This window comes from Arsukibacterium sp., from assembly GCF_036735525.1.
In the GTDB taxonomy this organism is placed as follows: Bacteria; Pseudomonadota; Gammaproteobacteria; order Enterobacterales; family Alteromonadaceae; genus Alishewanella.
In genome coordinates this window covers 24187-47145 of sequence record NZ_DAINOE010000006.1, presented here as the reverse complement: position 1 = coordinate 47145, position 22959 = coordinate 24187, and the positions used below count along the sequence as shown (strand labels likewise).

General features: G+C 50.1%; 16 protein-coding genes. 9 read left to right on the top strand and 7 right to left on the bottom strand.

From position 1 onward, the window contains the following. Positions 1-4: 4 nt before the first annotated feature. Both purN and V7D78_RS02325 read left to right on the top strand, forming a co-directional pair. Positions 5-676, top strand: a complete 672-nt coding sequence (gene purN, locus V7D78_RS02330; protein WP_333606815.1) for a phosphoribosylglycinamide formyltransferase — start codon at positions 5-7, stop codon at positions 674-676. Then, positions 636-1463, top strand: coding sequence for a DUF3108 domain-containing protein (locus tag V7D78_RS02325; protein WP_333606814.1), 828 nt, complete (start codon positions 636-638; stop codon positions 1461-1463). Before purN ends, V7D78_RS02325 begins: the two co-directional genes overlap by 41 nt. Here the strand turns inward: V7D78_RS02325 and V7D78_RS02320 are convergent. Next, positions 1434-2201: a class II glutamine amidotransferase gene (locus tag V7D78_RS02320; RefSeq protein WP_333606813.1), complete on the bottom strand. Its 768-nt coding sequence runs from the start codon at positions 2199-2201 to the stop codon at positions 1434-1436. The two genes, V7D78_RS02325 and V7D78_RS02320, sit on opposite strands and share 30 nt — an antisense overlap. A gap of 262 nt (positions 2202-2463) precedes the next feature. On the opposite strand from V7D78_RS02320, the gene fadE reads away from it, so the two are divergent. Then, on the top strand, positions 2464-4950 hold the full coding sequence (gene fadE, locus V7D78_RS02315) for an acyl-CoA dehydrogenase FadE (RefSeq protein WP_333606812.1): 2487 nt from the start codon (positions 2464-2466) through the stop codon (positions 4948-4950). Between the two features lie 85 nt (positions 4951-5035). On the opposite strand, the gene V7D78_RS02310 is transcribed toward fadE, so the two are convergent. Then, a complete protein-coding gene (locus V7D78_RS02310) occupies positions 5036-8218 on the bottom strand; it encodes an ExeM/NucH family extracellular endonuclease (protein WP_333606811.1) in 3183 nt (1060 codons plus the stop codon). 304 nt (positions 8219-8522) lie between these two features. Between V7D78_RS02310 and ppnP the strand changes: the two genes are divergently transcribed. The 3 genes from ppnP (at position 8523) to V7D78_RS02295 (ending at position 11089) form a co-directional block, all read left to right on the top strand. Further along, positions 8523-8804, top strand: a complete 282-nt coding sequence (gene ppnP / locus V7D78_RS02305; RefSeq protein WP_333606810.1) for a pyrimidine/purine nucleoside phosphorylase — start codon at positions 8523-8525, stop codon at positions 8802-8804. A gap of 58 nt (positions 8805-8862) precedes the next feature. Continuing rightward, complete coding sequence (locus tag V7D78_RS02300; RefSeq protein WP_442886491.1) at positions 8863-10683, top strand: ABCB family ABC transporter ATP-binding protein/permease; 1821 nt, start codon at positions 8863-8865, stop codon at positions 10681-10683. Between the two features lie 91 nt (positions 10684-10774). Continuing rightward, on the top strand, positions 10775-11089 hold the full coding sequence (locus V7D78_RS02295; protein ID WP_333606809.1) for a TraR/DksA family transcriptional regulator: 315 nt from the start codon (positions 10775-10777) through the stop codon (positions 11087-11089). Here the strand turns inward: V7D78_RS02295 and V7D78_RS02290 are convergent. The 3 genes from V7D78_RS02290 to V7D78_RS02280 are packed head-to-tail and all read right to left on the bottom strand — an operon-like array spanning position 11086 to position 15782. Then, the gene (locus V7D78_RS02290; protein ID WP_333606808.1) at positions 11086-14136 is read right to left on the bottom strand and encodes an efflux RND transporter permease subunit; all 3051 of its coding nucleotides are present in this window, start codon (positions 14134-14136) and stop codon (positions 11086-11088) included. The genes V7D78_RS02295 and V7D78_RS02290 overlap by 4 nt on opposite strands. A 27-nt stretch (positions 14137-14163) precedes the next feature. Next, a complete protein-coding gene (locus V7D78_RS02285) occupies positions 14164-15216 on the bottom strand; it encodes an efflux RND transporter periplasmic adaptor subunit (protein ID WP_333606807.1) in 1053 nt (350 codons plus the stop codon). Continuing rightward, on the bottom strand, positions 15213-15782 hold the full coding sequence (locus V7D78_RS02280; RefSeq protein WP_333606806.1) for a TetR/AcrR family transcriptional regulator: 570 nt from the start codon (positions 15780-15782) through the stop codon (positions 15213-15215). Before V7D78_RS02280 ends, V7D78_RS02285 begins: the two co-directional genes overlap by 4 nt. A 248-nt stretch (positions 15783-16030) precedes the next feature. Here V7D78_RS02280 and V7D78_RS02275 point away from each other — a divergent pair, with 248 nt between their 5' ends. The 3 genes from V7D78_RS02275 to V7D78_RS02265 all read left to right on the top strand — a co-directional run bounded on the left by V7D78_RS02275 (position 16031) and on the right by V7D78_RS02265 (position 20491). Continuing rightward, the gene (locus V7D78_RS02275) at positions 16031-16447 is read left to right on the top strand and encodes a YccF domain-containing protein (protein ID WP_333606805.1); all 417 of its coding nucleotides are present in this window, start codon (positions 16031-16033) and stop codon (positions 16445-16447) included. A 180-nt stretch (positions 16448-16627) separates the two neighbouring features. Next, complete coding sequence (locus tag V7D78_RS02270) at positions 16628-17203, top strand: histidine phosphatase family protein (protein ID WP_333606804.1); 576 nt, start codon at positions 16628-16630, stop codon at positions 17201-17203. A gap of 48 nt (positions 17204-17251) precedes the next feature. Next, positions 17252-20491 (top strand): S41 family peptidase, encoded by a 3240-nt coding sequence (locus V7D78_RS02265; RefSeq protein WP_333606803.1) that lies wholly within the window; start codon positions 17252-17254, stop codon positions 20489-20491. 115 nt (positions 20492-20606) lie between these two features. Here the strand turns inward: V7D78_RS02265 and V7D78_RS02260 are convergent, their stop codons facing one another. Together V7D78_RS02260 and V7D78_RS02255 are read right to left on the bottom strand one after the other, a co-directional pair. After that, positions 20607-22340, bottom strand: a complete 1734-nt coding sequence (locus V7D78_RS02260) for a DUF4153 domain-containing protein (protein WP_333606802.1) — start codon at positions 22338-22340, stop codon at positions 20607-20609. Positions 22341-22504: 164 nt separating this feature from the next. Next, positions 22505-22942 carry a VOC family protein gene (locus V7D78_RS02255; RefSeq protein ID WP_333606801.1) on the bottom strand — a complete coding sequence of 146 codons (438 nt, stop codon included), beginning with the start codon at positions 22940-22942 and terminating at the stop codon, positions 22505-22507. Between the last annotated feature and the right edge of the window lie 17 nt (positions 22943-22959).

The window sequence follows — 22959 nt, the reverse complement described above, 5'->3', positions numbered from 1 at the left end:
CGGCATGAAATCTATAGTTGTACTGATTTCGGGCAATGGCAGTAATTTACAGGCGATACTTGATGCTTGTGGCAGTGGTTTTATTCCTGGCCAGGTCAGTGCTGTTATCTCCAATAAAGCCAACGTCTACGGTTTAGAGCGGGCCCGGCAAGCTGCCGTGCCCGCTGTAGTGTTAAGCCATAAAGACTTTGCCAGCCGTGACGCTTATGACATGGCGCTAATCCGGCAAATTGAGAAATTCTCACCTGATCTGGTGGTGCTTGCCGGCTTTATGCGGATCTTATCGCCTGGCTTTGTTGCACATTATTCCGGAAAATTATTGAACATTCATCCTTCTTTGCTGCCGAAGTACCAAGGATTACATACTCACCAGCGCGCAATTGACGCCGGTGACAGCGTACATGGCTGCAGCGTACACTTTGTCACTGAGCAATTAGATGGTGGCCCGGTGATACTGCAGGCCAAGGTACCGGTATTTCCCGACGATGATGCCAGCAGTGTGGCTGAACGGGTGCATGAGCAAGAACATCAGATTTACCCTCTAGTGGTACGGTGGTTTTGCCAGCAACGTTTACAGCAGCGTGCAGATCAGGCATGGTTAGATAATCAGTTACTACCACAGCAGGGTTATGCCAATGATGAAGATGCCAATGATGAGCATGAAATGGCGCAGTAAAGCGTCATTTTTTTTCAGTATCTGCCTGTGCAGTGCCGCCTTTCTCAGCAGCACTACCTTGCAGGCAGCAACCGAACCCAGTCTTCAGTTAACCCCCTTTGAAGCTCAATATATTGTTTATCGCGGTGGTAAAAAACACGGTGAAGCCAAACGTTATTTAACAGAGCAAGATGGCGTTTATGAGCTGGGCTATAGCAGTAATATCAGCTGGCTTGTTTTTCGAGACAGGCGCAGTGAGGTATCGCGTTTTTTGCTAGAAAAACAACATGTTAAACCATTATCTTATCTCATGACCCGCAGCGGTACCGGTTCAAGCCGTCATTACGAACTGCATTTAAATCAGCAGCAACAGCAACTCTTTGTCGGCAAAGAGCAACGACTGAAAGCCGACAGTTGGCAGCCACAATGGCTGGATCCGTTAAGCTTTCATCAGCAACTGGCACTGGACGTGAAAGCGGGTAAAACCGAGTTTTCTTACGAAGTGCTTAATCGTAACGGCAACAGTAAAACCTACTATTACCGCGTGGTTACAGAAGAGCCTTTAGCCCTGCCCTATGGCACTATCCGCGCGATTCGCGTTGCCCGGGTGGATGACGATCCGAAAAAGCAAGTACTGGCCTGGCTGGCTCCCGAGCTGGACTTCATGCTGGTTCGCATCTGGCACGGCGAAGATAACGTCGAGCAATTTGATGTACAGTTACATAAACTGACACTCTCTGAGGCTGTGCTTCAAACGTTATCTGCTGAGAGAAACCATTCAGACGATAGGCTCGCCGTAGCGAAATAACTGACTTTCTCCGGGCAACATCCGGTGCCACTGCTCGTTATTAGTTAAGGGTTCAGTGGCAATAATAGTCACCACATCATTAGGTGTGGTTTCCCGGCTAAAATCGATATCCACATCAACATCCGACAAACGCGCCATGCCAAAAGGGGCGCGACGGGTGATCCAATGCAGCTTGGTGGTGCAATAGGTGAGCAGGTACTCACCATCTGTCAGTAGCATATTAAAAACGCCTAGCTGCTGCAGCTTAGGGACCAGCTTTTGAATAAAACGAAAAGCAGCCTTCGGCCCTGGTGAACGCTGACCAAAACGCTGCTCCAGCTCACCCAGTAAATAACAAAAAGCCCGCTCACTATCGGTGGTGCCCACAGGCAAAAAGCGCCCCAGCTTAAGCTGTTTGTAATCGGTTAGCTGGCCATTGTGCGCATAAGTCCAGTAACGGCCCCACAGTTCCCGGGTAAACGGGTGGGTATTTTCCAGGCCAACCCGGCCACGGTTGGCCTGGCGCACATGGGCAATCACCGCGGTACTTTTAATCGGACAATCTGACACCAAGCGGGCTATTTCAGATTGATGGCTTGGCAGCGCATCTTTAAAAGTACAAACCCCTTTTTTTTCATAAAACGCCACTCCCCAGCCATCTTTATGTGGCCCGGTGCGACCGCCCCGCTCTTTTAACCCTTTAAAACTAAAACAAATATCTGTTGGCACATTAGCTGACATACCCAGTAATTCACACATCCGGAATCCTTCATTTTTGGCCGGTGACTCACTAAAACCACGCATTGCTTAGCAAACACTGAGCCAGAGGGCTATCTTTATACGTAAATATAAAGTGTAAATAACTTACATTTGCAGCGTTCCATTACTAACTCTCAAGACTAGTGCCTGCAACTTAAGTTGACAATCAGTTTGTTAGCCTAAGGTGATAAGTACTTGCAACTTTATCTAAAGCACTCTAAGCTTGGAGATTAGTGGTCAGACCTCTATCCAGGAGATTATAATGAATCTGTTTTATTTTTTTGTCGTGCTACTGCTGATGGTAAGTGTTTTATCTTACTATCGTGCCAGCCTAACAATGTTTACCATTGCTATTGCCGCTTTGCTGGTAGTGGGTACCTTAACTGCAACAACCGGTGTAATTAGCTGGGTTATTTTTCTGCTGCTGGCCCTGCCGCTGAATATTGCGGTCATTCGCCAACGTTACCTGACCAAGCCATTACTGGGCATATACCGCAAAATCATGCCGGAAATGTCTACCACCGAAAAAGAAGCTATTGATGCCGGCACTACCTGGTGGGAAGCAGATTTATTCCGCGGTAACCCAGACTGGCATAAAATGCACAATTTCCCTAAGCCGCGGTTAAGTGCAGAAGAGCAAGCCTTTTTAGATGGCCCGGTAGAAGAGCTGTTGGCCATGGTTGACGACTGGCACAGCACCCACGAGCGCTCAGACTTAGCACCAGAAGTGTATGAATATCTGAAAGCTAATGGCTTTTTTGCCATGATCATCAAAAAAGAATTTGGTGGCCTGGAGTTTTCTGCTTTTGCCCAATCTTGTGTGCTGCAAAAGCTGACCAGTAAAAGCATGATGTTATCCAGTATCGTTGGCGTGCCTAACTCTTTAGGCCCGGGCGAATTGTTACAGCACTATGGTACGGAGCAACAACAACAATATTATTTACCCCGTCTGGCCAAAGGTATTGATGTGCCATGTTTTGCCTTAACCAGCCCGGAAGCCGGCTCTGACGCCGGTGCTATTCCAGACTTTGGTATTGTCTGTAAAGGCGATTGGCAAGGTAAAGAAGTCTTAGGCATGCGCCTGACCTGGGACAAACGCTATATTACGCTGGCACCTATTGCTACGGTATTGGGCTTGGCGTTTAAACTGCAGGATCCGGATAAGCTGCTGGGTGATAAAGAAGATTTAGGTATTACTTGTGCGCTGATCCCAGCCAATACGCCTGGCGTGAAAATTGGGCGCCGTCATTTCCCGCTGAATGTGCCATTCCAGAATGGACCAACTCAGGGTAAAGATATTTTTGTACCCCTGGATTATATTATTGGTGGCCCGGCTATGGCGGGTCAGGGCTGGCGTATGTTGATGGAATGCCTGTCAATTGGCCGCGCTATTACTCTGCCATCAAACAGCACAGGTGGTATTAAGGCCGCCGCTATGGCGACCGGCGCTTATTCACGGATTCGTCGCCAATTTAAATTACCAATAGGTAAAATGGAAGGCGTAGAAGAAGCCATGGCACGTATTGGTGGTTATGCCTATATGGCAGATGCTTCTACTACTATGTCAGTAGGTGCCATCGATTTAGGCGAAAAACCGTCTGTTATCTCTGCTATTACCAAATACCATATGACCGAGCGCATGCGCACGGCCATTAATGATGCCATGGACATTCATGGCGGTAAGGGTATTTGTATGGGCCCAAATAACTATCTGGCGCGTGGCTATCAGGGCGCACCTGTGGCCATTACCGTTGAAGGTGCCAATATTCTGACCCGTAATATGATTATCTATGGTCAGGGTGCTATTCGTTGCCATCCCTACGTACTCGCTGAACTGCAGGCAGCACAGTTAACTGATCAAGGAGCGGCTGTTACTGCCTTTGATAAAGCCTTGTTTGGTCATATTGGCTTTGCCATCAGTAATTTCTTCCGTACCTTTTGGTTATCGTTAAGCGGTGGTGTCTTTAGTCACAGCCCTTATCAGGATGAAACAGCTAAATACTACAAGCAAATGAACCGGTTTAGTGCAGCCATGGCATTGATGTCTGATGTGGCTATGGGCACCCTTGGCGGTGATTTAAAACGCCGTGAACGTATCTCTGCCCGACTGGGTGATATCTTAAGCATGCTGTATTTAACTTCAGCAGTGCTCAAACGTTATCAGGATGAAGGCCGTCAGGTGCAGGATTTACCTTTTGTACAATGGTGCTGTGAAGATAACCTGGCCAAAGCGCAATTAGCGCTGGATGAGTTGTTTAATAACTTCCCTAACCGTCTGGTTGGTGTGTTATTAAAGCGCGTGGTATTTCCGTGGGGTCGTACCTTGCGCAAACCTGCCGACATACTGGATCATCAGGTTGCACGCATTATGCAAACGCCCTGTGAAGCCCGTAACCGACTGGCGCATCACCTGTATATGACGGTTGAGCCAGGCAATCAGTTGGGCTTAATGGAGCAGGCGTTGACCGATGTGCTGGCCGCTGAGCCTCTGTTTGATAAAGTGGCAAAGGCTGCCAATAAACGCTTACCTTTCTATCGCTTAGCAGAAGTGGCGGCCTTAGGTTTAGCGTTGGGTGTGATTACCCAAGCCGAAGCCGACAAGCTGATAGTGGCAGAAAAAGGCCGGTTATTCGCGATTAACGTAGATGACTTCGAGCCAAATTATCTGGCGGCAGATAAAACCTTAAGCCAGCAACCTAATGGCGCTGATGCGTTAAAGCAAGAACAAGCGCAAACCAAAGCCGCTTAAGTATTTAGGTCTGTTAAAAAAAAACCTGCCAGCTGGCAGGTTTTTTATTAGGGTAAACTTAACTTATAAGCTTAGTTAAAACTATTTAAAAATTAACCACCAGAGGCTCAGAGCATTGCGCCGTTGCATCTAAACACAGGCGATAGGTTGCGCTGCTGGCTGCGGCATCTTTAAAATGGTCATTATAGCGCCCCGGCCGGCTTAAACTGGCGACCGGTGTATCGTTACGATATAAAGTGAGTGCTTGCTCTGCATCACTACTCCAGCGCAATTGCACCAGGGTAGCACCTGAGCGGCCACGATTAACCCTAATCATTTGCAGCTCAATAACTACCGGTGGGAAAACCGGCGCTAACTGCAACGAAATCACTAAAGGATCGTGATCAGAAGAGCGGAACGGATCGGCATTATAAAAGCTTGCCGGTTTTGGCAGATTGCCAGCACCCGGTAAATTGCCCTCAGTGTAGTTAAAGGCAGGGATTTCATCAGCATTGATGTGCCAGGCTTTAGCTTCGACAAACTGAGCAAGCATTGAAGGAGACGCTATAGCATGATCTAAACTGCCCGCCTCGCCCATAAAGGTGTAGCTATAATGATTACTGCTGCCACCATTAGTTGCCGTTGCCAGGTTAACATAACCCGCCTCAGCTAAAATGCGCATCGGATCTTCCATGGCATAGGCATTAAAATCACCCAGCACCAGATAATCCGTGTCGGCCACAGCGGTCGGATCTGTATCTAACCAACGCGTTAGCGCCGAGGCTGCGCGGCTGCGCCATTGATTCCAACAGCCCTGACCATCACCCTGATCGGCATCCGGGATGTTACCGCTTGGACAAGAGGCCTTAGCTCTTAAGTGCACCCCTACTGCAGTGAAAATGGCATTTTGCGCAGTACGGAAGCTTTGCGCTAATGCCGGACGCTGGCGTGAAGTATCAAAATCAGGGTCAACACTATCGTCTAATACCGCATACACCCCTTCCGGCGATACCTGGTTAGCACGATAAATAAAAGCGGGTTTTATGGCATCAGTGCCGATAAAGCCGGTACGGATAAAAGCCCAGTCAGCGTCTGTTGATTGCTGATTTAACCGATCCACCAATAAGGTTAAGGTGGCATCATCAGCATCATTCTCAATTTCTATTAACGCATATACCGCAGCATCAATGGCCAGAATAGCTGAGGTGATTTTAGCCAGTTGCCGTTCCAGCTCAGAGCTACTGGTGGCACCGCGACAACTCAGCGCATTGGGCCCACAAACATTGCCGCTTTGCTGCAAAGTAACAAACAGGTTTTCCACGTTATAGGTGGCCACACGTAAATTACCCGAAGCTAAATCTGACTGTGCTGTGCGCGGATTCGCGGCGCTGATAAAACGCGGCTCTTCCAACTTGCGCAAGCGGTAAGCGGCAAAACCATACGACATAATACCGTTGAAACCGGCTTGTAACAGGCTGCCATTGCGTATGGGGTTAACCGCCGATAACGGATTAATCGCATCTTCACCATTGATAAAGGGCAAACGGTTCGTGCCGGTACGGGCATTATCAATAATTAAGCGATTACGGCTGTTTTCTGCCATTACTGCGGCCACGTCCGGACCAGGTGATACCACCTGAGTAGGCACCATTAAGCGGCCATTTGACACGGTAAACTCACCAAAACGCACCGCATTAAACACATCGCTCACGGTGTAATCAGCCGCTGTGCTCACCCACATGCCTTCTAAAGCTTCAAGCTCAGCAAAGCTATGGACAGGCAAGCTGACCGCAACTGGCGTTACGGCTGAGGCATAACCACTGCCGCACACTGCCACATCAGTAAGATTAGTTAACTGGGTTTCTTCAAAGTACTCAGCAACAGTACCGGCTACCCGCACCAGATCGCCCTGTTGTACTGTGACGCCAAAGCCATTGTCGTAGACAAAAATGCCTTCAGAGTTGTGTGGATTAGCATCGGTATTAGCTTGCATTTCCTGCAGGTAAAAACCACCCAGACCGCCATCAGTAGTTTGCTGGAAACTGGCCGTGACCACAGCTTCTAATTGCACATAAGCGCCCTGTAACGGACTTTGGAAACCACTACCCTGCACAGTGTGAATACGATCGACCGGATTACCACAAGCAAAATCTGCCACCGTGGTATTGGCCAGGGCCGTCAGCTGAATATTCGCCAGACGCCAGGTGCTGCAATTGCCTTCCTCAAACGCATAGCGAAACGCAATATAGGCCACACCACTTTGCTGGGCTAATTGCTCAAAATCAGCGAAACGCACCGGCACATTGTTGGTGCTAAAGTCAGCGGTGGTGATAGTGGTCAGTAGTTGCCAGTCAGCCGTGTTAAAGTTGTCAGCCGCATTAGCTACCGTGGAGTAGTACACTTCCAGGCCATTTGTGCCGCCAAAACCACGGGCAATATCAAAAGATAGACGCTCGTCAGCTTGTGCATCCAAATTAAAGGCCGGAGAAATTAACCAGCTGTCATTTGGCCGGCAACTGCCTGAGACAAAACCGCTAAAGCTGATATTACCAAAGGAGCCATTCCAGTCCCAGCGCTCGCTGCCACTAACACTGACTTCACGCCAGCCGGCATTAAAAGGATTAGTGGTAAAGTCACGCTCGTAAACGGTGATGCGACCGACATCAGCCAACACACTGCCACTGACTAGAATATTGTCAAAGCGGTTATTACCGGTGGCATTAGCCGCGCCATCCAGGGTGATTTTAAAATACACTTCGGCCTGATCATTGAGCTCAGTGATGGCCGATAAATCAAATTGGCGTAAGCTCATCGCCAAAGCGCCACTGTTAGTGTCGTTAACAATAAACTGATAATTCTCGCCATCAACCGACCAGGACAAAGTACGGCTATTAAAGCCAGTGGCCGTGGCCTGCTGTGCCCAGCTGATGTTTAAATCAGTAAAGCCTGTGCTGTCGACCTTTATAACAATACTGGCGCCATTATTACTCAGGCCATTTCCGCCCTGAATCGCTAAGGAGCCACCGGCCGCAAAGCCACTCAGAGCATTAATACTGCTACCAGCAAAGGCTTGCAGGTACTGGTAGCTGCCATTGGCGACCTGCGTCTGATCAAAGTCAGACAGGCTTAATTGCCCCAGGCCGACATCCGCCGTTTGCGGGAAAGACGCCGGGTTAAATGCCCCGCCACCCGGTAAAGAATTGCTGTTTTGTGCCCAATAGGCAATAGGTTGTTGTGCCCAGACTGTTAGCGTGGCTAACAGCAACATCAGGCTTAATATCGTTTTCATTGTGATATTCCATGGTTAAGGTTCAGGCGCTAATCACTGCAGCGCCACTGTTATTGTTATGTCCACTATTGTTATATTCGCTCGCCCTTTTACAGGGGTTATCACTATAGGCCGCATTTATGGCAATTTCATTAACCTTTAACTGCAAATGCCTTTTATTTTTATAAACATAATCGTCCGATAATTTTACAGCCATCGTCAATATGAACTTCTGGACATCTAAAGCGCTAAATAGTACTTTGCACCACGCCCCTTTTCAGGTTTACTGGTAAGCGTTAAGGTAAACCACTACTTTGGAGTATTTATGTTTAAGGTTAATCAGTATTTTGATGGCAAGGTTGCTTCTATTGCCTTTGCTGGTGAGGCATTGCCGGCGACTGTAGGCGTCATGGCGCCGGGAGACTATGAGTTTGGCACCAGCCAGCATGAAGTGATGACGGTAATAAGCGGCGCCTTAACCGTATTGCTGCCCGGGGCAACAGACTGGCAAACCTTTAGCAGCGGCCAGCATTTTAACATTGCAGCCAATGAAACTTTTCAGCTTAAAGTAAAGCAAGATACCGCTTATCTCTGTACTTATCGCTAAACGCCGCTGCATAATAGCCGCCATTTACACCTTGCCTGACAAGCATTAAGGGGCCGGTATGCGCGGGATCAGAAGTACGGCAAAACAACCAGAGCCGCAAAAACGACCTGATGCAATGGGACTTGGCCAAAGCGTACGTACGCTCTGGCCTTATCTGATGGCTTTTAAAGGCCGGGTGTTGCTGGCAGTTCTTGCGCTACTGGCGGCAAAGGGCGCCAGCTTGCTGATGCCCTGGGCCTTAAAAGAAATTATTGATGCGGTAGATGGTAATTTGCACAGCCTGCTATTGGTGCCTGTCGCTTTATTGCTGTTATACGGCAGCCTGCGTTTTGCCTCTGTGCTGTTTGGTGAAATTCGTGATGCGCTGTTTGGCCGGGTAACCGAGCATGCAATGCGTCAGATTGGCCTTAAGGTATTTCAGCACCTGCACAGTTTAGAGCTGGCTTTTCATCTGGATCGGCAAACGGGTGGCATCAGCCGCGACATCGAGCGCGGCAGCAATGGCCTGAGTTTTCTGATGCGCTTTTTGATGTTTAATATTGTGCCCACCCTGTTTGAAATTCTGGCAGTCGCGCTGATTTTCAGCTGGTTGTTCTCACCACTTTATGCCGTTATTACGCTGTTTGCCGTAGCGGTTTATATCTTTTTCACTGTGTATGTTACCGAGTGGCGTAATGCTTTTATTCGGGAAGCCAATCAGGCGGATAACACCACTAACAGCCGGGCTGTCGACAGCCTGTTGAATTATGAAACCGTTAAATACTTTAATAATGAACAATATGAAGCCGACACCTACGATGGTTTCTTAGCCAAGTGGGAACGGGCGCGCCTGAAAAACCGTTTAAGCCTGCTGGCACTAAACTCAGGCCAGGCGTTATTGATTGCCATGGCGATTACTGCCTTAATGTGGCTGGCAGCGGCTCAGGTCGTCAACGGCGAGCTGAGTATCGGTGAGCTGGTGATGATTAATGCTTATATGATCCAACTCTTTTTGCCATTAAATTTTTTAGGCTTTGTTTATCGCGAAATCCGCCGGGCACTAACCGATTTAGAAAACATGCTGGGCTTACTGACCCGCCAGCCGCAGATCCGCGATAGTCACAGCGCAAAGCCACTGCAGTTGCAACAGGCTAAAGTCAGCTTTAAGCAAGTGAGTTTTGGCTACCAACCCCAACGCCCTATTCTTGATGCGCTCAGTTTTGAGGTGCCACCTGGCTGTAAAGTGGCCATAGTCGGCGCCAGCGGTGCCGGTAAAAGTACTATAGCCCGGCTACTATACCGCTTTTATGAGAGCCAAAGCGGCAGTATTGAGATTGATGGCCAGGATATCAGGCAGGTCACCCTACAGAGCCTGCGTCAGGTTATCGCCATAGTGCCGCAGGATACGGTGCTGTTTAATAGCAGTATTATCGACAATATTGCCTATGGCCGCCCGGGTGCCAGCGCAACAGAAATTGAGCAAGCGATTGATATGGCGCAGCTGCGAGCCTTTATAAACAGCTTGCCGGATGGCGCTAATACCCTGGTGGGTGAGCGCGGTTTAAAAGTATCAGGGGGTGAGAAACAACGCATCGCTATCGCCCGCGCTATGCTAAAGGGCTCGCCCATTCTGGTATTTGATGAAGCCACCTCAGCGCTGGATTCCACCTCAGAGCAAGCTATATTAAAGGCCATTGCTCAGGTGAGCCGTAATCATACCAGTCTGGTGATTGCTCACCGGCTATCTACCATTACCGATGCCGATAACATTATTGTGCTTAAACAGGGCAAGCTGGCTGAGCAAGGCACCCATCAGCAATTATTGCAACAACAAGGCGAATACGCCCGTATGTGGCAATTACAACAAGAACAGCAACAAGAGCAGCAAAAACAGCAATAAACCAGACAAATCAGGCACAACTTGCGTTACATCAAGTGCACCCCCGGTAAAAACGGCTATGCTGTTATGACAAGCTGATTAAGGGGGTGTTATGCCAATACAACAACTCAAGCATCAATTACTGGAAAAAAAGGCGTTGCTCGAACGCCAAATGGCGGCCATTCATCGTGATTTTGCGCAAGGCCGTGATGCCGACTCAGCCGAGCAAGCTGTTGAGCGCGAGAATGAACAAGTGCTCAATAGCCTGGAGCAGCATGCTGCAACTGAGCTGGCACAAATAAGCGTGGCCTTGCAACGCATGGAAGCCGGTACTTACCAGCAATGCCAGCAATGCGGTGAAGACATTGCCATCGCCCGCTTAGCCGCCATCCCTTTTACCAACTTGTGTATTCGCTGCGCCAGCTAAGCGGCCGACGCAGCCGGTTTTATTCTAAACAACAGTGCATAAAACACCGGTACCGCTATCAGCGTCAAAATAGTGGCAAACGCCAGTCCGGCCATGATAGTAACCGCCATGCTGTTGAAAAAGGCATCCCACAACAGTGGCGCCATACCCAGAATAGTAGTCAGCGCCGCTAACAATACCGGCCGCATCCGGCTGGTACTGGCCTGAACTATTGCCTGCAGTTTGTCAGTGCTTTGCCTTAATTGCAGCTCAATTTCATCTACCAGCACTATGGCATTTTTTATCAGCATCCCCGATAAGCTTAAAAAGCCCAGCAAGGCGGTAAAACCGAAAGGTAAACCCGAAAGCAATAAGCCGGCGGTCACACCGCAAATAGACATAGGGACAATAAGCCAAATCACTAACGGCTGCTTTAAGGCACCGAACAGTAAAATACTGATCACCAGCATCACAATAAAACTCAGTGGTAATTGCGCGGCCAGCGAGGCCTGGGCTTCAGCGGCACTTTCATACTCGCCGCCAAAACTCAGCTGATAGCCGGTCGGCAAGGCCAGTGCCTCTAAATGTGGCCGTACACGTTTTAATGCCTGATCGGCGGTAAAGCCCACCGCCGGCTCCGCTTCCACTGTTAAGGTTCTTTGCCGATCCAGCCGTTGTATTTTTGCTTCTTCGGTTTGGGTAACCAGGCCATTAATCACCTGGGTAATGGGTATATAGGTATTGTCACTGGCACTCCAGATCATCCGATCATGCAAGCGGTCAATATCAAAACGCTCGCTGGCAGGCGGCCTGACCACTATCGGGATTTGCTTGTCGTGTTCGCGAAACACGCCACTGCGCACCCCACTACTGGCAAACTCCAGCGTTTGCGCCAGTTCAGTGCGGTTGATGCCTGCCACCCTGGCCCGCTCTTCGTTAAAATCGGGCACTATCACCAACTCGCGCTGCCGCCAGTTCTGACGTAAATCGGTAATAGCTGCATCAGCACGCATCAGTTCGGTGACTTGCTGGCCCAGTAGACGCAGTACAGTTTCATCCGCGCCAGACACCCGAATTTGTAACTTGGCACCACTGCCCGGGCCAAACATCAATTGCTGGGTATAAATTTCTGCCTGCGGCAACATCGGTGGCAGTTCAGCACGCAGCCGCTGCATCAAGGGTACGATTTGTTCGCGCTGCTCAGTGCGGATAATCAACTGGCCATAGGCGGCATTTTGCTGCTCGGGCGCATAGGTCAGCATAAAACGGCTGGCCCCTGCACCAATAAAGCTGCTCACCGATACCACTTCGTCTTGCGCTAACACCAGTTGTTCAATTTTAGCGATATCACGGGCAGTGGCACGAATATCCGAGCCCTGAGGCAACAGATAATTCAAATAAAATATCGGTGTGTTAGAGGCGGGGAAAAACACCTGCTTCACCTGGGTAAAGCCCAGCACACTGGCGGCTGTCAGCACGACTAACCCAGTTACCGTTAAGGCTCTGTGGCGCAGCGCCAGCTGCAACAGGCCAGCATAGCGCTGATACAGCACCCCGGCGTAAGGGTCGGCATCGCTGCTGCTGTGGCTGATTTTAAATAAGTAATGCGCAAACAAGGGTGTAACCGAAATCGCCAGCACCCAACTTAACAGTAAGGATATCGCCATCACCGCAAACAACGAGAATAAAAACTCACCGGTACTGTCGGGTGATAAGCCTATGCCGGCAAAGGCCATAATGCCAATCACAGTGGCACCCAACAGCGGAACTTGCGTGCGCCCGGCCGCTTCGGCCGCAGCCTTGCGCGATGACATGCCACGCTGCATATTGATCAGCATGGTTTCGGCCACCACTATGGCATTGTCTACCAGCATACCCATGGCGATGATTAACGCGCCAAGCGAAATACGCTCCATTTCAATTTGCCACAACCGCATAAAAAATACGGTACCCAGCACCGTCAGTAACAAGGTGCCGCCCACCACCAGGCCAACCCGCCAGCCCATGGTCAGACACAGCACTGCTATAACAATAGCCACCGACAGCAACAGATTAATAATAAAGGCGTTAATCGCCGTTTCTACCACCAGGTGTTGCTGATAGATCGGATGCAGGGTCACGCCCAAAGGAATGCGGCCGGCCAGACTGGCCAGATGCGCATCGACCGCTTTACCGACATCAACGATATTGGCGTCACTCAAGCCAGCGATGGCCAGGGTAAAGGCCGCCTGACCGTTATAGCGGATCAGTTGAGAGGGCACCTCTACTTCATCGCGGCTGACGCTGGCCACATCGTAAATACTCAGTTGCTCGGTCGAACCCGGTTTACCAATACGCAGGTTTTCAATGGCGCTGATTGAATCGAGCCCAGGTTTGCTTAGCAAGCGGACACGTTTGTCGCCCACCTGCACCGAGCCGGCCGAGGCTACCGCATTTTCGGTTTGCAGTGTATTAATCACTAACTGCAGCGGCAAGCCAATACCGAGTAGGCGCTCATGCGAAATTTCAACGCTGATTTGCTCTTGCGGCTCACCCGCCGTTTGCACCTTGGCTACCCCTGGTACCGTCAGCATTTCGCGCCGTAAAAAGGTTGCCAGCTCGCGGATGTCTCTGTCACTAAAGCCCTCGGTAGTGATAGCATAAAAAATACCGAACACATCGCCGAAATCGTCGTTAACCAGCGGTGTCATCACGCCACTGGGCAGACGCATACTGGCATCATTGACCTTGCGCCTGAGCTCGTCCCAGATCTGTGGCATCTGTTTACCGTCGTACTTATCCTGAATTTGCACCCGGATCTCTGACTTGCCGGGCATAGACTTGGAGGTAATGCGCTTTAACTGCGATAACTGCTGAATAGCAGATTCCAGCAACTCGGTGACTTCTTCTTCGACCTCCAGCGCTGTGGCGCCCGGATACTGGGTAATAATAATAGCTTCTTTCAGGGTAAAGGCCGGATCTTCCAACCGGCCAATGGTCAGCAGTGCCCAAAGCCCGCCTAACAAACACAGCATGATCAGTAACCAGCTGTTGACCTGCTTGTCTATCGCATAACTGGCAATGCGCATACTTAGTCTCCTTTTACGTCCAGCGGGTTAATACGCACTGAAGGGCCGGACTTGCTGGCCTGGCGTCAACTGATATATCCCGGCAGACACCACCTGATCGCCCTGTAGCAAACCACTTAGGATCTCAATCTGCTGCTCACGAATGCTGCCCACCTGCACCGCTACCCGCTGCACTGTCTGCGTTGTTGCATCATAGCGCCAGACAAAAAATTGCTCGGGTGTTGCCGTATCCAGTGCCGATACCGGGATCAATACAGTCCCCGTTGTGGCCAGCTTTTCTGTCACTACCTGAACTGTCATGCCAGGCAATAAATTCACCTGCTCCAGCCTTGGCATAGCAAAAGACACCTGATAGGTTTGGGTGAGTGGATCCACTTCAGTGGCATGTTCCCGATACGCCAGCGGATAGCGCTCTGTATCCTGCCCGGCTAAACGCACATACACCAGATAATCGCGGGTATCACGTACCTGACGCATAATTTGCTCAGGCACATTAATATGCACCCGCAGCTCAGTGATATCCTGCACCCGTAGTAAGGGGGTGCCAGCGGCGACAGTGGCATATCGCTCTACCAGCCGGCGAGTCACTAAGGCATCAAATGGCGCTGTCAGCTGGGTGTAGTTCACATTGCGCCGGGCGTTTTCCAACGACACCCGGGCAATTTCATAGTTGGTCAGCAATTGATCATAGGCCGAGGGCGTCAAAATGCCTTGCTCACGCAGCGGTTTACCGCGTTCCAGATCGCGACTGGCCTGCGCCAGCTGCACTTCGGCCTGCTGTACAGCCAGTTGATAATCTGCCGGATCCAGACTGGCCAGCAACTCACCGGCCGGAACTATAGCCCCTTGCTGCACCGGTAATTCGGTCACGCGGCCACCGACCTGAAACGCCAGGTCAACAGTACTGACCGCATCAATACGCCCGACAAAATGCCGGCTACTGGCATGCTCATCATCATGAATACTGTATAGTTTCACTGTAGCGATCAGACTCTGTGCCGGAGCCGGGGCCTCAGAGCAGCCACTTAAACCAAACCAAAGGCCCAGCAGGCCCAACATTACTCTTTTTTGCGGTGTCATGCTTGCAGCTCCCGTGCCTGTTGTACTAATTGTTGTTCCAGTTGCTCACGCTCTTGCTCGGTAAAAGGCGAAATATGTAACAGATCATGAAACAACAGCGCTTCACTGGCTAAAAAAAGCAACAAGGCTGACGAGGGGGCGGCACTCCCCGCTATCGTCTGTTGCTGTGACGACTGTGCCATGATCTGTTGTAATAACGCCTGGTTGTGCTGTTGCACCGGTTTTAACAAGGCCGGCTGCTCGGCGGCGGCCGCCAGAATCGCCATAGCAGTATTGCCGGCGATTTTACGACTAAAAGATGCCCGGGTTTGCAGTAAAGCGGCCAGCAAAGACGGTTCATCAGCGCTTAACTGCTGGCGATGGCATTCGGCATCGTCCAGCAAATGCTGCACCATAGCGGCAATCAGCGCATCTTTACTGGGAAAATGATAAATCAGCCCGCCTTTGCTGACCCCGGCCGCTTTGGCTACCGCATCCAGCGTCACTTTACCGGCACCGCTTGCTGCTGCTACCCGTAACGCCGCCTGAATGATCTGCAAGGCGGTGATCTGTGCCTTTTTACCCAAGTGATACTCCTGCTGCGCTGTAAAAACCGACTGGTTGGTACAGTAATTATATAACGCATGGCTAAAAGTGCAATTCTTGCTGCTAAAATTGACTATATTATCGCTAAAGTCACCAGAGTGCAGGGTGCCATATATTTTTTCACTATAATATTCATTAACTTAAAGATTGGCACTCTTTTGGCATAGCATAGGCTGAACACTGCCAAACCAGCGCTGCAGTGATAATTTAACTTAACAAGGAACACAGTATGAGCGTGTTGCGTCTGATCTTTAATATCTTCTGGTTTATTCTCGGTGGCTTTATCATGGGTCTGCTGTGGTGGCTGGTAGGGTTAGTGTGTTTTATCAGTATTATCGGCATTCCGTTTGGCCGCGCTTGCTTTGTGATTGGTGAGCTGGCGTTCTGGCCCTTTGGTCAGGACATCATTAACCGGCGTTACCTGCAAAACCATGACGACATCGGCACCGGCGGTCTGGGAACCCTGGGCAATATTGTCTGGTTTATCTTTTTTGGCTTTTGGCTGGCTCTCGGTCATCTGATGCATGCTCTGATCTGTATGATCACTATTATTGGCATCCCCTTTGGTTTACAGCACTTAAAACTGGCTGGCCTCAGTGTGGCCCCCATAGGTAAGACCGTGGTTGCCAAAGGCCGCTTTGCTTAAGCCTTGTTATGCCATTTAGGGCGGATACTGCCAGCAAAAAGACTAAGTAAAGCGGAATCGCCCCTTGATTTCACAGTGAAATTAGCGCAACGTTAACAGGTGGCCAGACAAGCTTTATTAACTATTCTGTACTGGCATGCAACAACTATCAGCCAGGGAGCCGTACAGGAGTATGTTTCTATGCGATTAGGGTGGGTTTTCAGTTTTAGTCTGCTAGGTCTGTTGGCCTTGATGAGCAGTAACAATGCAGTTGCTAATACTGCAGAGGCATTGCAACAGCTTAAAAACGGTCAGGCGATGTTGTTGATGCGACATTCGTTGGCACCCGGCAGCGGTGAGCCCCGAAATTTTGAGCTGCACCTGTGCCCGAACCAGCGCAATTTAAGCCGCAGCGGCCAGCAACAAGCCGAGCAGTGGGGCCAGTATTTGCGCAGCCATGGCATTAACCGCGCCACTATCTATAGCAGCCAGTATTGCCGGGCATTAGACACCGGCCGCCTGATGAATCTGGGTGAAGTACAACGCCTGCCCGCGCTGAATAATGTCCGCTTAAATCCCGAGAATACCAAAGCGCAAACTGCAGAGTTACGCCGTTTTCTTCAGCAACTGCCTTTAACAGAGCAACCGCTTATCCTGGTAAGTCATCAGGTGAATATTACTGATTTTGCCGGCGGTTTTTTGCGTGAGAACGAAGGCTATATTATTGCGCTGCCGCTTCAGGATAAACCGCGGATCCTGGCGAGAATTTCGCCATGACCCGGACCTATAATCATAATTAAACATTAATAGCCGCAGGGACCCACTATGTTTAACTCCTTCCTACTGGCGCTCTGCGCCTTATTTGCTTTGAGCCAAATTGCCCAGGCCAGTGACAGCACCCGCTTATTACGACAGCCTGATGTATCACAAGATCACCTGGTATTTGTGTATGGTGGCAATTTATGGTTAACCGACCGCCAGGGGCAGCAGCCACGGCAACTGACCAGCCACCTGGCCAGTGAGTTCGCGCCACGCTTTTCACCCGATGGCCAGTGGATAGCCTTTTCAGCCAGCTATGACAACAATACCGATGTCTATGTGATGCCGGTCAGTGGCGGTACCGCCACCCGCTTAACCTGGCATCCGGCTGCCGACATTGTTAATGGCTGGAGTGCGGATGGCACTAAGGTACTGTTTGCTTCTAACCGCGAAGTTGCCAATAGCCGTAGCAATCAGTTGTTCCAGGTGCCATTAACCGGCGGTTTTGAGCAAAAAGTAATGGAAGCCGTGGCCTTTGAAGGCCGCTGGTCTGCCGATGGTAAAAAACTGGCCTACCGACCAAACAATATGGCCTACAGTGGAAGCAGTGGCTGGCGATTACATCGGGGTGGCAGCACGCCGCCGGTGTGGATCATTGATATCGAGCAGCAACAGCTGGAAAAAATACCCCATCCCAATGCCAATGAATTTAATCCGTTTTGGCTCGGTGAGCAGGTGTATTTTTTATCTGATCGCGACGATGTAGCGGTCAATTTATATCGTTATCAGCAACAGAATGTGCAACAACTGACCTTTTTAACCGACTGGGATATTAAAAGTGCCAGTGGTTATGGCAATACTGTGGTGTATGAAGCCGGTGGTTACCTGTATGAGCTGGATCTGACTAACCAGCAGAGCCGTCGTATTAACGTGCAGATTAACACGCAATCGGCTCAGCGCCGGCCACAATGGAAAGACGCCAGCAAAACCCTGACCTCAGCCCGTTTATCCACTACCGGGCAAAGGGTGCTGCTCAGTGCCCGCGGTGATATTTTTACCGTACCGGTAACAGACGGCTCTACCCGTAACCTGACGCAAAGCTCAGGCGTGCGTGAGTTTGATGCGCTGTGGAGCCATGACGGTAAAAAAATTGCCTACCTGTCAGATGAGGGCAATAAACACCAGCTGGTGGTCATTAATCAGGATGGCAGTGGCCGCCCGGAAGTGATAGCACTTGGCGAAAAAGGCTATTTTAATTTATTGGCCTGGTCACCGGACAATCAGTTGCTGGTATACCAGGACAACCACCTGAATTTATACAGCTATGATTTCAGACGCAAGCGCAGCCTGCAGCTTGATCAATCACAGCGGCGACACAGCGTGAGGGTGTCGTTTTCAGCCGATAGTCGTTACCTGGCTTACACTGTGGTAGGCAGCAATTACTTCAGCCAGATTAAGCTGTACGATTTTGTCACCCTGCGCAACGAGTTACTAACTGATGGCATGAGCCATGCTGATCATCCGGCTTTTAGTCAGGACTATCTGTATTTTACCGCCTCGGTCAATACCGGCCCCTCACAAGTAGGTTTAGACTTATCCACCCGCGAACGCCCCATTCGCCACGGTATCTATGCCATGGTGCTGGCGGCCAAAGGCAAGTCGCCCTTATTGCCAAAAACCGGTGATGAAGTTATCAATAAAGCAGAGGAGCCGAAAAAAGAGCTGGATAACAAAGGCAAAGCCGTCAGAATTGATCTGGCCGGCATCAGTGATCGCATTGTTGGCTTACCTCTGCCTGAGCGTAATTACAGCCAGCTCAGTGTTGCCAGTGACGGCGCGCTGCTTTATCTGGAATGGCCACAAAGTGGAGCCAGTAACGAACCGCCAAATGGTCAGGCGCAGCGAGCCAGCCTGCAGCGTTTTGATGCAAAAGAGCGAAAAAGTGAAGTTATTGCCAAAGAGCTGGACGATTACCACTTAAGCCCAGATGGCAAAAAGCTGTTACTCATTAGCCGGCCCAACCGGCTGCAGATTGCCGATGCCAGCGCTAAACCTGAGCCTAAAGCCATAGACTTGTCAGCTGTGAGTAGTTTTGTGCAGCCGCAACAAGAATGGCAGCAAATCTTTAATGACGCCTGGCGCATGCAGCAAGAATATTTTTACGATGCCAATATGCATGGAATCGATTGGCAAGGCGTCTATGACAAATACCGGCCGATGCTTAAATATGTGCAGCGGCGTGAAGATTTAAACGAGGTGTTGGTGGAGATGATTGCCGAACTGCAGGTTGGTCACAACCGCATTGGCGGTGGCGATGTGCATCAGGAAAGCAGTACTAATGTCGGTTTACTTGGTGTCGATCTGGTACTGAACAATCAGCATTATCAGATAAGCCGGGTATATCAGGGCGATCGCTGGAGCCCGTTTTTAAAAGCACCGCTGGCAGTGCCAGGCGCCAGCGCTAAGGCAGGCGATCTCATTTTAGCCATTAATGGTGTTGAGCTGACCGCCCGTCAGAATATTTATCAGTTATTGGATAATACGGTAGGTAAGCAAGTACAGCTGACTCTGGCTGATGATGCCAGAGGCCGCAACCGCCGCACCATTACCGTTGAACCCATTGCCAATGACAGTCAGTTGCGGTTATGGCATTGGGTCGAGCAAAACCGGCAGTTAGTTAACGAGCAAACTGGGGGTAAGGTGGCCTATGTCTATCTGCCCAATACCGCTGATGGTGGCTTTTACTTCTTTAACCGCATGTTCTTTGCGCAGGTTGACCGCCAGGCATTGATTATTGACGAGCGCAAAAATGGCGGCGGCCAGGCCGCCAACTATATTACTGAAATTCTCGGCCGGCCTTTCCTGTCAGGCTGGAAAGACCGCACTGGCCTGGGCTTTACCACGCCAGGTGGCGGTATTTATGGCCCTAAAACCATGTTAATTGACCAGGATGCCGGCTCAGGTGGCGATTTCCTGCCCTGGTCTTTCATGCGACTGGGCTTAGGTAAAACCATTGGCACCCGCACCTGGGGCGGTTTAATCGGTATTTCGGCCAATCCGCCGATGATAGATGGCGGCTTCCACGTGGTGCCGTTTTTCCGCTTTTACACGCCGGATGGCGAATGGCGGGTAGAAAACGAAGGGGTAGCGCCGGATATTGAAGTGGAATTAGACCCAATAGCGGTCAATAACGGCATAGATGTGCAGCTGGAGCGCGCCATTGAGCACACCTTAGGCGAGCTAAAAGCCAACCCACCGCCAGATCATAGCCAGGCGCCGGCGATGCCAACCAAGCTTGGGTTGTAACAATACAACCTCAGCTTTAGCAGATAAATAAGCCGCTGGATTAAAGCGGCTTATTTTTTGGTTGTGATAGATTGAGCTGATCAGGTTTTGATACGGGTCACCATTGAGCAGTCATCTAATCACTCTGCCTTACCCTAAAGCGCTGTTCTCCGATAACAACATCATGCCAGCGCGATGGCACAAGCTCAATTTCCCCGGCGAGGATCGCCTGACGAATCTTTTCAGCATTATCCTGATCGGTTCGAAAGCTGCCGACATAGGATGATTTCCATTGCTTGTCTTCATGAAAAAACAGTTTCATCTCAATGTAGCCATCACGATCGACAAGCCAGAGGTACTCCAGCTGACCATCCTGATCCAGATCCAGTGCCTGTATGAAATAGTGCTGAGTCTGCTGCATGCGCCAATGGGACTTGGTTTCCTGTTCATAAATCGCTGTCAGCAATTCATCTGGCGTGTTATCGGTTAATAGCGTAATGGCGGCAATAAACTCGTCGCGGCTGGAGCTGGGTAAGTCATTGACTCTATCGGCATACAAGGCGTTAATTCTTAACAGCAAGTTCGGATGGGATTCACCATATTGCGCCTTGAGATTTTGCAATCCTTGGTAACCCGAAGCTGCAAGGTGATGGCGAAAATAGCGAATATCAAAGTCGTCAACGCTAACTTTGTTATCTGCCAGCCGTTGCAATTGATTTTCCACCACCATTTTTCTGAAGTCCAGCAAGGGTGAATTGACGAGTAGCATTGCAGCCAGAACGACCAGGCCAATGGCAACATTGGTGTGGCTTAATTGGTGCGTCCAGCGATCCCGGTATTTAACAATGCCCCACAAGTAACCGAGCGGAAATAGTGCCAGCAAAAACCAGATCAAATAGGCCCAGTAACGACTGAGGCTCCAACCATATTGATCAATTCGCAGACTCAATCCATAAAAGCTTATCAGGCTGTAGATAGGAAGCAGTGCAACACCGATATAGATAAAACGGTGTAGCCATACCGGGTAAGGTCTGTTGTCTGCGTCATTCTGATAGACCGCATTGACAAAAAACAGCATCAGCGCCTGCATCCATAAAATCAGACTACTGCTACCACTCTGCCACAGCGGCTCAAGTCCAGTAAAAGGCAGAGCGCCGAGAAATAGCAGCGAAACCAGTGATAATGCCACCAGTAGAAATTTCATTAAAGCTTGTTGCAGCCGCGCTATGGTATCGATAATGCGGCTAAGATTGCGAAAAATGATTATTCCAAAGCCATTTGCCAGCGCGATGGCTGGATAATAAAACCAGCGCTGCTGAAACAGCTCGTTGAAGAAGTCGATACCAATGGACTTAAACAAGGCCCCCCACAGCACCAGCCCCAACCAAAAGCTGCCGGCAAATAACAGCGCCAACGACAACGTGAGGAAGTTACGCCAGGACCAGAGAAACAAAGCACTATAGGTGAAGCGCTCACCACTGGCCCACAGCTGGCTGTACATCAAGCCTTTAAAGGTAGCAATGGCCATGGTTAGCACAAAGCTGAACAACAGCGCATTAAAGCGAATGTGTTCAAGCGGCGTGACCTGATGGCCGACGTAGAAGCCCAGCAGCGCGCTAAGCAGCGCAAAAGGCAGGGTGAGTTTTACCATGGCGAGAACGTTGTTTTTATCCAGCCCCAGCAGCAGCATGCTAGGCCAAATAAAAGCCACACTATAAAAAGCAAACAACCACGATGGCTGATTGTGTGGCCAGTAATGAAGTTCGATGGCCTGGTGCAAATACAGCAAAGCCAGCCCCTGCAACAGCGCAACGAGCACCATTAAACTGGCCGGTAATTGGCTGGGTGTATCCTGTTGTTCCTTTTGCATAGCGATGGCAACCCTTTGATATTTTTTTCGTTTGCGCACTAAAATAACTGATCCTGTCAACCAAAGCACGGTGTAAAGGTTAAATTAAATGCTTTGGATAAGGCCCCGCTAAGTCACTCTGTCACAGACCTACATAGGCAGAACTGTGTGAGAGTATCAGTAGATCACACCGCCTCCTGAGACACTGCACGGTTTAAATTTCGCTCGGCCGGGACGTCACTCAGGTACTGAACAAACTCCACTTCAAAGCCGGCCGGATCGATAAAGTAAACATTTTCACGAAACGGTTCCTGTGCACCGGGCGCATCCACCGCAAATCCAGCCTGTGCCAAGCGCTCTATCAGCGCCGCCAGGTTGGTGGTGACAAAGGCAAAGTGTGCCAAACCAACGCTGTGGCCTGTTAGGTCCCGGTTGGCCCCCTCACCATGGTCGCTAAATACCAGGTAATGGTAATCATCACCAAAATGCAGCCAGTTACAGGGCTTGCCATACCATTCGCCATGACCTTGGTCCCTTACCCGCCAGTGCGGAAAAGCGGCATGATAAAAGGGTAAAACCTCAGCAATATCTGCGACCACTAAATTGACATGTTCTAAGTACATATAACCTCTCCTTGCAT

Coding starts and splice junctions, on each gene's coding strand:
- purN (WP_333606815.1), top strand. CDS start 5: ATGAAATCTATAGTTGTACTGATTTCGGGCAATGGCAGTAATTTACAG.
- V7D78_RS02325 (WP_333606814.1), top strand. CDS start 636: ATGATGAAGATGCCAATGATGAGCATGAAATGGCGCAGTAAAGCGTCA.
- V7D78_RS02320 (WP_333606813.1), bottom strand. CDS start 2,201: ATGTGTGAATTACTGGGTATGTCAGCTAATGTGCCAACAGATATTTGT.
- fadE (WP_333606812.1), top strand. CDS start 2,464: ATGAATCTGTTTTATTTTTTTGTCGTGCTACTGCTGATGGTAAGTGTT.
- V7D78_RS02310 (WP_333606811.1), bottom strand. CDS start 8,218: ATGAAAACGATATTAAGCCTGATGTTGCTGTTAGCCACGCTAACAGTC.
- ppnP (WP_333606810.1), top strand. CDS start 8,523: ATGTTTAAGGTTAATCAGTATTTTGATGGCAAGGTTGCTTCTATTGCC.
- V7D78_RS02300 (WP_442886491.1), top strand. CDS start 8,863: ATGCGCGGGATCAGAAGTACGGCAAAACAACCAGAGCCGCAAAAACGA.
- V7D78_RS02295 (WP_333606809.1), top strand. CDS start 10,775: ATGCCAATACAACAACTCAAGCATCAATTACTGGAAAAAAAGGCGTTG.
- V7D78_RS02290 (WP_333606808.1), bottom strand. CDS start 14,136: ATGCGCATTGCCAGTTATGCGATAGACAAGCAGGTCAACAGCTGGTTA.
- V7D78_RS02285 (WP_333606807.1), bottom strand. CDS start 15,216: ATGACACCGCAAAAAAGAGTAATGTTGGGCCTGCTGGGCCTTTGGTTT.
- V7D78_RS02275 (WP_333606805.1), top strand. CDS start 16,031: ATGAGCGTGTTGCGTCTGATCTTTAATATCTTCTGGTTTATTCTCGGT.
- V7D78_RS02270 (WP_333606804.1), top strand. CDS start 16,628: ATGCGATTAGGGTGGGTTTTCAGTTTTAGTCTGCTAGGTCTGTTGGCC.
- V7D78_RS02265 (WP_333606803.1), top strand. CDS start 17,252: ATGTTTAACTCCTTCCTACTGGCGCTCTGCGCCTTATTTGCTTTGAGC.
- V7D78_RS02260 (WP_333606802.1), bottom strand. CDS start 22,340: ATGCAAAAGGAACAACAGGATACACCCAGCCAATTACCGGCCAGTTTA.
- V7D78_RS02255 (WP_333606801.1), bottom strand. CDS start 22,942: ATGTACTTAGAACATGTCAATTTAGTGGTCGCAGATATTGCTGAGGTT.